At 50.3% G+C, this 13,199-nt stretch carries 12 protein-coding genes; 4 read left to right on the forward strand and 8 right to left on the reverse strand.

Features of this window, described 5'->3' with window-relative positions; translation table 11 throughout:
• Nucleotides 1–11: 11 nt before the first annotated feature.
• Complete coding sequence (locus tag MKY82_RS20690) at nt 12–1,064, reverse strand: LacI family DNA-binding transcriptional regulator (RefSeq protein ID WP_194543423.1); 1,053 nt, start codon at nt 1,062–1,064, stop codon at nt 12–14.
• Between the two features lie 161 nt (nt 1,065–1,225).
• Here MKY82_RS20690 and MKY82_RS20695 point away from each other — a divergent pair, with 161 nt between their 5' ends.
• A complete protein-coding gene (locus MKY82_RS20695) occupies nt 1,226–2,269 on the forward strand; it encodes an ROK family protein (protein WP_071220289.1) in 1,044 nt (347 codons plus the stop codon).
• Between the two features lie 29 nt (nt 2,270–2,298).
• A complete protein-coding gene (locus MKY82_RS20700; RefSeq protein WP_339218162.1) occupies nt 2,299–3,552 on the forward strand; it encodes an MFS transporter in 1,254 nt (417 codons plus the stop codon).
• Nucleotides 3,553–3,645: 93 nt separating this feature from the next.
• On the opposite strand, the gene MKY82_RS20705 is transcribed toward MKY82_RS20700, so the two are convergent.
• On the reverse strand, nt 3,646–5,409 hold the full coding sequence (locus MKY82_RS20705; RefSeq protein WP_339294272.1) for a beta-galactosidase family protein: 1,764 nt from the start codon (nt 5,407–5,409) through the stop codon (nt 3,646–3,648).
• A 193-nt stretch (nt 5,410–5,602) separates the two neighbouring features.
• On the opposite strand from MKY82_RS20705, the gene MKY82_RS20710 reads away from it, so the two are divergent.
• A complete protein-coding gene (locus tag MKY82_RS20710) occupies nt 5,603–6,517 on the forward strand; it encodes a helix-turn-helix domain-containing protein (RefSeq protein ID WP_339294273.1) in 915 nt (304 codons plus the stop codon).
• Nucleotides 6,518–6,648: 131 nt separating this feature from the next.
• Complete coding sequence (locus tag MKY82_RS20715; protein ID WP_194543428.1) at nt 6,649–7,041, forward strand: DoxX family protein; 393 nt, start codon at nt 6,649–6,651, stop codon at nt 7,039–7,041.
• Between the two features lie 204 nt (nt 7,042–7,245).
• On the opposite strand, the gene MKY82_RS20720 is transcribed toward MKY82_RS20715, so the two are convergent.
• The 6 genes from MKY82_RS20720 to MKY82_RS20745 all read right to left on the reverse strand — a co-directional run bounded on the left by MKY82_RS20720 (nt 7,246) and on the right by MKY82_RS20745 (nt 12,952).
• Entirely contained in the window at nt 7,246–8,487 is a 1,242-nt protein-coding gene (locus MKY82_RS20720) for an MFS transporter (protein WP_220684694.1), read from the reverse strand.
• Between the two features lie 142 nt (nt 8,488–8,629).
• The gene (locus MKY82_RS20725; protein ID WP_339294274.1) at nt 8,630–8,908 is read right to left on the reverse strand and encodes a hypothetical protein; all 279 of its coding nucleotides are present in this window, start codon (nt 8,906–8,908) and stop codon (nt 8,630–8,632) included.
• Between the two features lie 9 nt (nt 8,909–8,917).
• Complete coding sequence (locus MKY82_RS20730) at nt 8,918–10,411, reverse strand: alpha-N-arabinofuranosidase (protein ID WP_194543430.1); 1,494 nt, start codon at nt 10,409–10,411, stop codon at nt 8,918–8,920.
• Between the two features lie 194 nt (nt 10,412–10,605).
• The gene (locus MKY82_RS20735; RefSeq protein WP_308116290.1) at nt 10,606–11,352 is read right to left on the reverse strand and encodes an amino acid ABC transporter ATP-binding protein; all 747 of its coding nucleotides are present in this window, start codon (nt 11,350–11,352) and stop codon (nt 10,606–10,608) included.
• 15 nt (nt 11,353–11,367) lie between these two features.
• The gene (locus MKY82_RS20740) at nt 11,368–12,027 is read right to left on the reverse strand and encodes an amino acid ABC transporter permease (protein ID WP_113058793.1); all 660 of its coding nucleotides are present in this window, start codon (nt 12,025–12,027) and stop codon (nt 11,368–11,370) included.
• A 157-nt stretch (nt 12,028–12,184) separates the two neighbouring features.
• Nucleotides 12,185–12,952 (reverse strand): amino acid ABC transporter substrate-binding protein, encoded by a 768-nt coding sequence (locus tag MKY82_RS20745; protein ID WP_127592358.1) that lies wholly within the window; start codon nt 12,950–12,952, stop codon nt 12,185–12,187.
• Nucleotides 12,953–13,199 lie beyond the last annotated feature (247 nt).

Here is a 13,199-nt window from a genome sequence, read left to right on the forward strand (position 1 = left end):
TTAAATAAGAGTTATTCATTTCGATGAAGCGAAGATGCACGGATTACCAGGCGAGTTGGCAGCTGGCGATGGAGCACTGCGTTCGTTTCGCTGCCTTCTGGCAGATCGGAGGCGTCCAGCATACGAAGCACATGATCCGCTGCAAGGCATCCCAGTTCATAGAACGGAACCCTCACGCTGGTAAGCGGCGGCGTGCACAGCTCGGCGGCTTCCGAATCGTCATACCCGACAAAAGCAGGCATTCGCTCCTCTGAAATGCCTAGCGCACGCAGCCCCTGCTGAAGTCCAATCGCCATGCGGTCATTGGCGGCAAATACGGCTTCAATCCGGTCCAGCTTCCCGGCGACTTTCTCGGCAGCAGCATAACCGCTTTTACGGCTGAAGTTACCTTCGAACAGCAAAGTTTCATCCAGTACGATTCCCGCTTCATTCAGTGCCCGGCTGTACCCCTTCAACCGATCGCGACTGTTGGAATACTGAGGCGGCCCATTAAGAAAAGCAATGTTCCGAAATCCCTGCTGCGTCAAGTGATGAACGGCTTGATAGCTGCCATCCACATGATCGGCATCCATAACGTGAAAGGCCTCGCCGTCAAAGTATTGATTAATCAGGCAATAAGGGTGATCCGCTTCGCTCAGCTGTTTGATGGCCGCACGTTCGCCTTCATCATCCCGGGCACCAAGAATAATGCAAGCGTCTACCTTCTGGGTGCGGAACAGATTCAAGTAGTCCATTGAACCGCCGGGCTCACGGAACAGCATCAATAGGTCATACTGGCTTTCCAGCGCCTTACTGCCAATACCGCTTAATATTTCGGAAAAATAATAAGCGGAGAAGATGCGGGCTTTCGGCAGGTAGGGCATGACAACGCCCAGGTTACCGCTTCTTCGGCGGGCAAAACTTCGGGCAAGCGCACTTGGGGTATACCCAAGCCGATCCGCCGCTTCCAGCACCCGCTGCTTGGTCTCTTCCTTGATAGGTCCGACCCCGTTCAGTACACGGGATACCGTCGCTTCCGAAACGCCGGCAAGCTGTGCTACCTCTTTACGACTAGCGATATTCATCAAGCCTCCTGCAATTTATGTACGCGCGTACATTTTCTCATGGAGCCTCGCTGTTGTCAACCGTCTTAACCTGCAAAATTGTTCTTGCACCCTTATTTCAGATGTGCAATAATCTTCTCCAGATACTTATTAAACCTGTTTAAAAAGAAAGGGGGGTGGTGATGGATACGCGCAAAGAACCTTTACCCACACCGCAATCCATGAAATACGCCGTACGGCGCGCGCTCCGCGCTTCCCTGCTGGAGCTCGGTAGCGGAACCAAAGCGGAGCTGAGTGACAGGCTCGGCATCAGCTTTCCAACGGTGAGCAAAGTGCTGGAACAGATGGCGCAGGAGGGCGAAGTTACCCTGCTCGGACTGGATGAGTCCAGCGGCGGGAGACGTGCAAACCGCTACGCTTTTAACCCGGACTATATGCTGGGTCTCGCCGTTTATTATGAGAAGGAGCGGAGCGTATACACCATTTTTAACTGGAACGGCGATCTGGTCGAACGACAAACTGAAGACGGCATACTCCAGCTTGGACCGGAAGCGCTGGCTTCCCAGCTAAGAAGCTGGATCCACCGTTATCCGAAAATCCGCTCGATTGCGGTCGGCATGCCGGCTGCGGTTCGTGATGGCGTCGTTTTTCACGTGCCGTTGTACGGGACATTCCAAGATTACGACCTCAAATCTTACCTGGAGAACCTGTTCTCCATTCCTGTCATCGTGGAGAATGACATGAATGCGGCCGTGCTTGGCTATCAGAATCTGAGCCGTACGGAGGAGGCTTCTCTTGTATACGTGTATTTCGGACACAATGGACCGGGGGCGGGGCTGCTGATCAATGGAAACGTCGTTCGGGGCAAGTCGTTCTTTACGGGTGAGATCGGTTATGTACCGATGAGCAAAGACAACAATTTTCAAGATGTATTGGAGCGTAAAAGTGCCGTCATGAGCAGTCTCATCGAGCCGGATGAGGAGCAAATCGATGCGTTAAGCCGATTAAGCGCCGCCTTCACCGCGATTCTCAATCCGGATGCCATTCTGTGGTGTGAGCATAACCTCCTGCCCTCCACCCTGCTCTCCATTAAAGACCGGGCTTCCGCCTACGTACCGGAGCGCCATCTGCCCGAAATGCTGCTTCGCGAGTGGGAGCATGACTATATAGCCGGCCTGCAGCGGCTTGCTCTGGATATGATGATATCCGATACAAGTGCAATGTAAAATTCAACGATGACGATTGGGGAATAACCGTGAATACAGACCTTCAAACGAAAGCAAAACCTAAATTCAGCAAAGACTACACCCTTCATCTGGCAACCATCTTTCTGGGCTTTATCATATTTGGAATATCGGAAAACATTAAGGGACCCGCCATTCCAAGGATTCAATTCGATTTCCACCTGGATGAAATGCAGATCGGCACCTTGCTATCCCTGAACGCGCTCGGGTACTTGATTGCCTGCTCATTCACTGCGTTGTTAACGCGGAAGATCGGGATCAAGTGGGTCAGTATGGCCGCCTTCGGTTCGATGGCTATCTCTGGTGTGTTGATCTTCCTGTCGCACAACTACCCGATGTTTACCGCATCCTATTTCTTTATGTACATTGGAAACGGTATGCTGGAGATCGGTCTTGCCATATTAGCTGCCCGGATCTTTGTGCGAAACACAGGCACGATGATGAACCTGTCCCATTTCTTCTACGGAATCAGCTCAACCGTGGCACCGATGATTGCATCCGGACTTATGACCGTAACCGTGTTTAACTACACGCTGGACTGGCGGGGCATGTATCTGGCCATGCTGATGTTATCCGTGCTGCCAATGATCCCGGCACTCATGAGCAAGTTTCCCGGGGACGATCTATCCGAAACGGAACGAACCCCGCTTAAGTTGTTAGTTAAAGATCCTGCACTGTGGCTGGTCGTCATGATTCTATCCTTCGGTGTCGTATCGGAGATGGCAGTTGGCGGTTGGCTCGTAAACTTTCTTGAAAAATCGTACAAATGGGAACCTACGGCTGCTGCCGGGATGCTGTCCGCCTTCTTCCTCTGCTTCTCGGCAGCACGCCTGCTGCTTGGCCCGATAACGGACCGGATCGGCTTCACGCTGTCCATCATCATCCTGTCCGCGTTGACCGGAGTATGCACGTTTATTGCAATCTTTGGCGGAGAATCCTATGCGTTCCTGTTCGCGGCAGCAGGCATTGGAATTGCTCCGATTTATCCGACGGTCATGGCGCTCATTGCCAAAAGATATCCGAAAGAGAGCGACACCGCGATTACGTTCATCGTCACCATGATGGGAATCGGCAGCGTTATCGGCAATTACGCGATCGGGGCGATCACAAACGGCTTCAAGCAAATGTACGGCAGCGGAACAGAGCTCGGGCTGCTGCGCGGGCTTCAGGCGGGCTATGGCTTCATCGGATTGTGTGCCATCCTATGCTCGCTTTTTGGCATCCTTCTGTACCGTTATTTAAAAGTCCGTAAGCAATTGGTCTAATCCTATGATTCCTTGAACACTAAGGGAGCCCTCTTATAAGTACAAGAGGGCTCCCTTTTATTGATGATGATCGTTTGCCTACCCACACCCTAATTAACCCAAGTCGGGTTGATCAACAAGTTCGATGCTTGCTGTTTCGGTATGGTGCAGCTCAAACACCAAAATTTCATTGCGGCCCTGCTTCAGCAGGGGTCCAGGCAGGTAAAGCGCTGCTTGCGGTCCTTGTTCCCAGTAACGCCCCAGGTTGAAGCCATTGACCCATACAACCCCTTTTCCCCATCCGTCCAAGCGGATAAACGTATCTCCAATGTCATCCACCGAGAATTCACCTCGATAAAAGGTAGGGCGGTCCTGCTGTTCAAACGGACCCGTAAGCGGTTGAAACGATGTCGCATTCGGATTCTCAAGCGGCACAGGATAGATGCTCCAGTCATACAGGAACTGGTTGTTCATCCGGACTCCCTCAGTGATTCCTTTATAGTCCTTCAGCTTCGGGCCGTAATTGATACGCCCCATATTCTCGACAACGATCTCCAGCTTGGCGCCGGCTGCCGGAACATCGAGCTGGAGGGCTTGGGGATTCCAGCGTTCAACCGTCCCCTGATACTTACCGTCCAGGAATACCTGTGCCCGGTCATGCACCTCTTGCAGATGCAACGACTCTCCCTGGCGAGGTCCGGAAATATCCGTTGCATAAACGATGAAGCCATAGCTTTGACCCAGCAGTTCCATCGGTACAGGTGTTGTGCGTTGCACCGCCTCGGATAGCTTCGGCAGATGCTCCAGCAAGTCGGCATAATGCGTCATGCGAACCGAGCCATAGCTTTTTTTCTTGACGGGCTGAGGCAAACTCGGAAAATCAGAGAGCTCTTTTCCCTGATGCTTCGCAATCATGCTGCGAATAACCTCGTACTTGGCTGTTACATCCCCGCACTCCGAGAGTGGGGCATCATAATCATAGCTGGTGATCGTCGGCTCATACTTCTCGTGAAAATTCGCCCCGTTATAAAATCCGAAATTGGTTCCCCCATGAAACATGTAGAAATTCACGGATGCATGCAAGTCCAGCATCTCTTTGAACACCGCAGCGGCATCTTCCGCGTCCCGGGTATGATGCGGTTTCAGCCAATGATCAAACCATCCGTTCCAGTATTCCATGCACATGAGAGGGTCTTCCGCTCGATATTCCCGCAGTTTGGCAAAAGCCTCTTCCGTTCTCGAACCAAAGTTGACGGTGGCAAGCACGCCTGGAACGGTTCCCCCTTGCAGCATTCCGTCGGTGGGACCATCCGAAGTGAACAGCAATACATCTACGCCCCGCTTGATCAAGCCATCCTTCAAGTATTCCAGATATGCCGTATCATTTCCGTAGCTCCCGTACTCGTTCTCGATTTGCATTGCAATCACCGGGCCTCCATTGGAGGTTAATAACGGAACCAGCCGCGGAATCAGTTCATCATAATAATGGTCAACCTTCTCCAGATACAACGGATCCATGCATCGAAGTTGGATATCCGGATACTGCAGCAGCCAGGACGGCAGCCCGCCAAATTCCCATTCTGCGCATATGTATGGGCTTGGCCGAAGGATCACATGCAGCCCGAGGTCACCGGCGATTTGGACGAATCTCTCTAAGTCGGCGATGCCTTCAAACGTAAATTGTCCTTCCTTGGGTTCATGCAAATTCCAGGGAATATAGGTTTCCACGGTGTTTAATCCACAGCTTTGCAGCTTCATTAGTCTGTCTTCCCAATACTCCGGCACGATCCGAAAATAATGTACGGCACCCGACAAAATCTGGATCGGCTCATCGCCGAGCACGAACTGTTGATTAACCGCTTTCAATTGAGCTTTCATTTTCTGTTTCCTCCCTGCTCGTATCATTTTGCTTGCTATTGTCATCATCTATCAAAAGCTCGTGCTGCTCAATCTCCAAATGGAGCATTCTTTATACCTTTTGTGCCGAATATTCAGAATCGAGAAGAACCTATTATGATACAATATATGGCATAATCACTGGAATTTTCGAAGCTAAAGGAGCATGGCCATTATGGATATCGCTTTTCGCTTTCCCAATATGATTCACACGCTTCAAGTAACGGGATGCCATTTCGATTCCCAGCCGCCCGGCTGGAGTTATCCGAGGCATCATCATCACCTGTTTGAGCTGCTGTACTGTCTGGAAGGCGAGGTTCTCCAGGAAATTCATCGGGAGTCTTTTACGCTGCGGCAAGGAGAATGGCTTCTGATCAAATCCGGAGTCCCCCATCAAACCACGAATCTGGCCAACAGGCCATATGGATACTTTAATGTTCATTTTGATCTCGATGATCAGGAAATTCGAAGCTCATTATCGGCTGCCCCTTACCGTCACATTCGCCAGCAGGAAAGTGCGCACAGCAATCTGAAGGCATACGTTCAAGAGCTGGAGGGAATCGTTCGACGCAGTCAGCCGGCAGCCCATTCGCTTCAACCGGAGAACCCGAGGGCTGAATACAATCTCACTTTTGAAGACAGACTGCTGCTCCAATCCTATACATTGCTCATCATCCACGATGTGCTCTCCCTCCTGAAGGTGCAGGATGAGGTCCATCTGTCTTCGTCGACACAGGCAGTATCAGGCTCCCATAAGCCGTCTTCCTTGCTTGCAGCCGATGCGGCGCATGCCATTGAAGAGAAGCTGTCATCAGGGCTTACAGAAGAGATCTCTGTCACAGCCGTATCCAAAGAGCTGAATTTAAGCCGCAGCCAATGCAGCAAGTTGTTTCGCCAAGTTTACGGAATATCGCCAAGACAATATATCAGCCGACAAAAGCTCACCCTGGCCAAAGAGCTGCTGGTCACGACCCATCTGCCAATGACGGCGATTGCCGACAAACTCGGCTTTCGCTCAGCCAGCCATTTTTCAAGGCAATTCCGCCGCTGGACCGGGCAGTCGCCGACTGAATACCGTCCCAGACACTAAGTCGTGAAACCTGATTATTTTTAGTAAGTTACTTGACAATCAATAGCATAATTGAGTATGATACAATCTATAGTTTCAGCTATACAAAAGTTAGTTGATAACCACTTAAAAATAAGGAGCTGTTACCATTCATGCGTAGCTATTCTTCTATGGGTACTTTCATTATTCGGGTTATTCTGGGCGTTATCTTTTTGGCTCACGGTTTGGATAAATTCCAGAGCGGCATCGGCAACATCGAGGGCTTTTTCGCCAGTTTGGGAATCCCCGCATTCATGGCGACCGTTGTGGCCATTATCGAAATTGTGGGTGGTATTGCATTGATTATCGGTTTGGGAACGAGAATTGCCTCCCTTGTTCTTGGCGTTGTGCTTGTCGTAGCTATTTTTCAGGCCAAGCTCGGCATGGGCTTCCTGGGTGGCTATGAATTGGATATTGCCTTGCTGGCCATGGCCGTTCATCTTGCCCTTAGCGGCAGCAGCCTGCTCTCGGTCGATTCGTTGTTTGGCAAGAAAAACAAAGCCTAAGCGACGACCTTATGTAAGAAAAACGTCCATCGACGTACTCTCGAAGAAGACAGACCGCGTTTAATGGTAGTTTTTCTTGCGATATCAGGCAGCACATCCTCCGAAGTTTATACTTTCTGATATCTTAGAACATAGAAAGAGAGCCGCACCTGACGATCAGTCTCCCAAGATCCTGATCCAGTGGTACGGCTCTTTTTTTACATGTTATGAAAAGCTGCTACCGCCCTTTTCGGCCGCTATAGCCGATTTCCTCTGCAGTCTCAGAAGCGCGAACGATAACCCTGCGGATATCGCAATACAGATGGAGCCTGCAATGTACACCATGCGAATGCCGAGTGTATCCGCAATCAGACCCATGACCGCAATCGATAAACTCGTTACCGTGGACAGCAAGATATCACGCGAAGCGTAGATTTTCGGCAGCAGCTCTTGATCCACGCTGGATTGGAGCGCGGTTTGCTGCGCCACATCCCGCAGCTGATAGGCCGGTCCCATTGCAATACATAGGATTAATGCCATGATCGGGATACTGTTTAGGCCATACCACAGGGTAAGCAAACTGAACACCGCTGATCCTACGGCCATGCATGGAATCAGATTTTTCTGGATAAAGGAAGACAGGAGCAGCATCAGCAGCCCACCCGCAATGGCGCCTATATAATAACTGGCATTAATGAATCCCCACCAAGCTTCGCCTTGATGCAGCACTTCCTTGACATACACCAGCGTGATCGCTCCCACCCAGATGGTTCCCGCGATCCCTTCAATCATATCCATCATCGTCACGATTCTTAATGTCGGATTTCTCCACAGGTAGAACCAGCCTTCACGAATCACTTCCCAGCCTGTTTTCGCTCCTCCCGCCGCAGCCGGTTCCTTCTCCTTCATAGAGCGTGCTGCGATCCAAAGGCACAACACGGATACCCAGATGAGTACGCAGCTCATGATTAACGTCGGCATATGTCCAAACCGTACAACGAGAAAGCCCGTGAAGGTATATCCTGCAATCTGCAAGGATTGACTAGTCACGGACAGAGAGCTGTTAGCCTTAACCAGCCGGTCAGGTGCAACTACTCTCGGAACCATGGACTGAATGAGCGGGTTTCCCCATCCTTCGGTAAAAGCAATGAACAAGATAAACATACACAGCACGGAAACCTGAGATGATATGTAGGGAAATGCGATAACCAATGCGGTTAACAACAGGGCTTTCATGACTTGAAGCCGCACCAGAAGCTTGGAGAAGCCGAATTTCTCCATCACAAGCGGAGCCGTAAGGCCGGCGACTAACCGTGCGACTGCGTTAAACAGCGGGAATAACGCGGCAATAAAGGCCGATCCGGATTCTTGATACATAAAGGTAGTCAATACCATGATGTAGACAACGCCTGCAAGCGAAATGCTTGAATGCGCGGTCCAGTAGTATAGAAAGCCTCCTCGTTTCATGTCCACACCCTGTTCTGCTGATCTTTTTTCTAATAGTCATAACATAGGTTGAAAGTTTCTGTAAAGATAACGGAAGTTCCCCCATACTAAAAAAAGCCTGCTCCCATGATCCATCCATGAGAGCAGACTTACTATAACTCGGCTATGAAGCGCTATGGGCAACCGACCAACGGTCCTGCCCCGGATAAGGACATCGCTTGTCTTTAAGCTTTGCGGTGATCTGTACGATGCAGCCGCACAGCGTGCATGTCGTGTTCCCTTGCAGCTTTGGACAAGTGAAGCACGCACGCAGACGGGCATCATACTCACCATCCGGCACGCAACGGTCAGACGTAAACATTGGAGATGATAGGACGCGCGTAATTTGTTCCTCGTTAACCCGGTAATCGTCATGACAACCTTTACACCGATTATCCGCCATCCTCTTCGTTTATCCTGCCGTGATCTCGAGAACGGTAACAGACATCGGTGCCAGCTTGGCACGCAGAACGTCGCCTTCCTGTTCAAAAGCATGGAATGCAGCCGGCTTCAGAGTCTCCGGCGATTCAAAGGTGTTGTGAGCGTCCAGCGAATCGGAGGCTAGCTGCCGGCCTACGATCTTGGACACCGCTCCGCTTAATCCCCGAAGCTGAATCGTCACGTCACTTTGCTCCGCATGACTCACATTACACAGACTCACATGGATTTTGCCGGCTTGATCCTTCGAGGCCGTTACGGATACTTGCGGAATCTTCTCGCCGTCCATCTCATAATCAGCGCCGCTGTAGTTGGTAGCCAAACGCTCTGCATCCTGATGCACTTTATACATATCGAACACATGATAAGTCGGAGTAAGAATCATCTTCTCGCCTTCGGTTAAAATGACGGACTGCAGCACATTGACAATCTGCGCAATGTTCGCCATGACCACCCGATCATTATGCTCGTGGAAGATATTCAGCGTTAAACCCGCCACCAGAGCATCACGGATCGTATTCTGCTGATACAGGAAGCCCGGATTGGTGCCAGGCTCTACGTCAAACCAGGTTCCCCACTCGTCTACAATGAGGCCGATCCGCTTGTTAGGATCATACTGGTCCATGATTGCCGAATGTCTCGTAATCAATTCATCCATATGAAGCGCCTTCTTCATCGTGGTGAACCATTCCTGTTCGCTGAATCCGGTAGCAGCGCCTTTGCCTGTCCAGAATTCGCCAGGAATCGTGTAATAGTGAAGACTGATGGCATCCATGAACGGATGCGCTTCTCTCATCACGGTTTCCATCCAGCGGTAATCATCCACGTTCGGGCCGCAGGCAATCTTGTAGATCTTGTTATCGCCATAGTTGCGAACATAAGTCTGATAGCGTCTGTACAGATCCGCATAATACTCCGGCCGCATATTGCCGCCGCAGCCCCAGTTCTCGTTCCCGACGCCAAAATATTTAACATTCCATGGCTTCTCGCGGCCATTCTCCTGGCGCCATGCGGCCATCGGCGACACGCCATCAAAGGTCATGTATTCAACCCATTCCGACATTTCCTGCACGGTGCCGCTGCCGACATTGCCCGATATGTATGGTTCACAACCCAGAAGCTCGCAAAGACGGAGGAATTCGTGGGTGCCAAAATGGTTGTTCTCCACAACGCCGCCCCAGTGCGTATTGACCATTTGCTTCCGATTCTCTCGTGGACCGACGCCGTCCTTCCAGTGGTACTCGTCGGCAAAACAACCGCCTGGCCAGCGCAGCACCGGTATGTTAAGCTGTTTCAGCGCCTCCAGTACATCATTGCGGATCCCCTCCGTATTCGGAATCGGTGAATCCTCACCCACCCATATGCCCTCATAAATGCAGCGACCCAGATGTTCGGAAAAATGACCATAAATATTGCGGTTGATCTTGCCTTTGGATAAATCCGAATGAATGGTAATAACATGACTCATGACTTATTCCGCTCCTCACCGTTGTTTTATAGATGTTTATATGAAATAGTTTAACAATCTTTAAAACAATGATATCGACCAAACCGGATTCCGTCAACCCGTAATTTAAACGCTTTCACGAAATAGCCTTATTTTTCACCAAAAAAAGACCGGCCCAAGCCGATCTTCCAATCGGGCTCTGAGCCAGTCTCTCTTCAACGCGTCGCCCGGATTAAAAATTCCCGGGTCCGCTCTGCCTTCGGTTGGTTAAATATTTGATCCGGCGTGCCCGATTCGACGACCTGTCCGTTATCCATGAAGATCATTCGGTCCGCCACTTCTTTGGCAAAACTCATCTCATGCGTGACGATCACCATCGTCATATGCTCCTCGGCCAGCTGCTTGATAACCGCCAGCACCTCGCCGGTCAGCTCGGGGTCCAGCGCCGATGTCGGTTCGTCAAACAGCATGATGTCCGGATTCATCATCAGTGCTCTCGCAATGGCCACACGCTGTTTCTGTCCGCCCGACAGATTCCCGGGGTATACATCTGCTTTATCAGATAAACCGACCTTCTTCAGCAGAGCGGCGCTGTTTAACCTGACTTCTTCCTTTGATTGTTTCTTCACATGTTTAGGTGCCAGTTCCAGATTCTCCTGTACCGTGAGATGAGGAAACAGGTTGAAATGCTGGAATACCATGCCCATCCGGGATGTGATCGCTTTGATCCCCGGCGGGCTGGCATATACGCCATCCTTCACGAGATATTGATCCTGCAGCTTGATCGATCCGCCATTAATCTCCTCCAGATGCACCAGGCTCCGGAGCATGGTGCTCTTCCCCGATCCGGAAGGTCCGATGACGGCAATCACTTCATTCTTCTGAATCTCAAAGCTGACGTCCTTCAGCACGTCCAGCTGGCCGAAGGATTTTTTTACATGGGTTACTTCGATAATTGCCATTACACGACAGTCCTTCTATTCATATTTAAATCGGCGTTCCAGAAACTTAAACAACATGGTTAACACGAGCGTCATTAGCAGATATATGACGCCTGCAATGAAAAACGGCATAATCGTAACATCGCGATTGACCGCCGTATAGGCGAAGTGCAGTAACTCCGGAACCGCTACGGCATACAGCAGCGCCGTATCTTTTACCAGTGTAATGGATTCATTGGATACCGCCGGCAGGGCTACGCGAAACATTTGGGGCAGAATCACTTTCGTGGTCGTTTGCCAGCGGTTCAGGCCCAGCACCTTGGACGCTTCATATTGACCCTTGTCAATCGCCAAGAGGCCTCCCCGAAAGATCTCCGCAAAATAAGCGGCATAGTTTAGCACAAATGCCAAACATGCGGCTACAAAACGGTCCAGAACGAGATACTCTCCGATCACGGGCAGCACTGGCAGCCCAAAACAAAAGAACAACAGCTGCAGCAGCAGCGGGGTACCACGAAACACATAAATATAGGCATTGGCCAACCAAGCCAGCGGCTTGATTGCGCTTCGAACCATTAACGTGAACACAAACCCGAGCGGGATGGAAACCAGGATAGCAATTAAAAACAACAGTATCGTTGTCTGTGCGCCCTCCAGCATCGGTTTGCCGATTTGAACAATGTAATCCATACTCATATACGCTTAACTCCTAATGGAAAAACTTCTTGAGATGCTTGAAGTTCTTCAAAAATATCGTAGACCCATGGAAGGAACACAAAACCGGAGCCTTTGGTCAAAGTCCGGTTTTTTGGAATACCTATGGAAGGATGAATAACCATCCTTGTGGAACGTCTTACTTCAACACTTTGTTTTCGCCAAACCATTTCTCGGAAATCTTGGCTGCCGTACCATCGGCATTCATTTCGTCCAGTGCTTTTTGCAGGCTTTGAAGCAGCTCCTCGTTGCCCTTTTTAACCCCGATCCCGTACTGCTCCGGTGCCAGAGATTCCTCGAGAATCTTGTATATTCCCTCTTCCTTGGACATGAAGTATTTCATCACCACTTCGTCTATGACCACAGCCTCTACGCGTCCATTCTTCAAATCGCTCAGAGCCAGCATATTGTCAGGGAATTCGTTGATCTTCTTCACTTGCGTGTGAATCTCGTTGGCGCTTAACGCGTCAGCTGCCGAGGACAGCGACTGCAAACCGATCTCTTTGCCTGCCAAATCGCTGATCGAAGTTATATCCGAATCAGCCAGCACGGCGACGACCTGACTGTTCTCCAGATAAGGCTTGGTGAACAACACTTTCTCCTTGCGCTCATCGGTGATGGTATAGCCGTTCCATATCAAGTCAATGCGGCCGCTGCTAAGTTCGGACTCCTTCGATTTCCAGTCAATCGGCTGGAACTTGACTTCCTTGCCCATCTTCTCAGCGGCTGCACGGGCATAATCGATATCAAAGCCGACAATTTCATTGCTCTCGTCGCGAAAGCCCATGGGCGCAAACTTGTCGTCGATCCCGACAACCAGCTCATTGCCGCCGCTTGCGGAGCTTGAACAGCCGACTACGGTTAATAACAGCATGAAGCCTGCTAATACTGATGCTATCTTTTTCACCAAAAAATCCCCCTCGTAGACATTAAACGCAGCTATATTCTGGATGCATAGGAATTCGCATCAGATGCAAAGACTGCTTTTTCGCTTTAGTACGTTATCAAGACTCCATGATACCATATTAGCAGAGAAGAGTCGATAGTTTCATAGAATGGTCAATTTTCACTGCCTGATATGAAATTTATGTATTTTCATCCTATTTTAAGGTTATTTTAAGGATGAATTCAGTTTAGCGGGAAAGAATGATGGA

The sequence above is a fragment of the Paenibacillus sp. FSL W7-1279 genome (genome assembly GCF_037969845.1).
In the GTDB taxonomy this organism is placed as follows: Bacteria; Bacillota; Bacilli; order Paenibacillales; family Paenibacillaceae; genus Paenibacillus_AQ.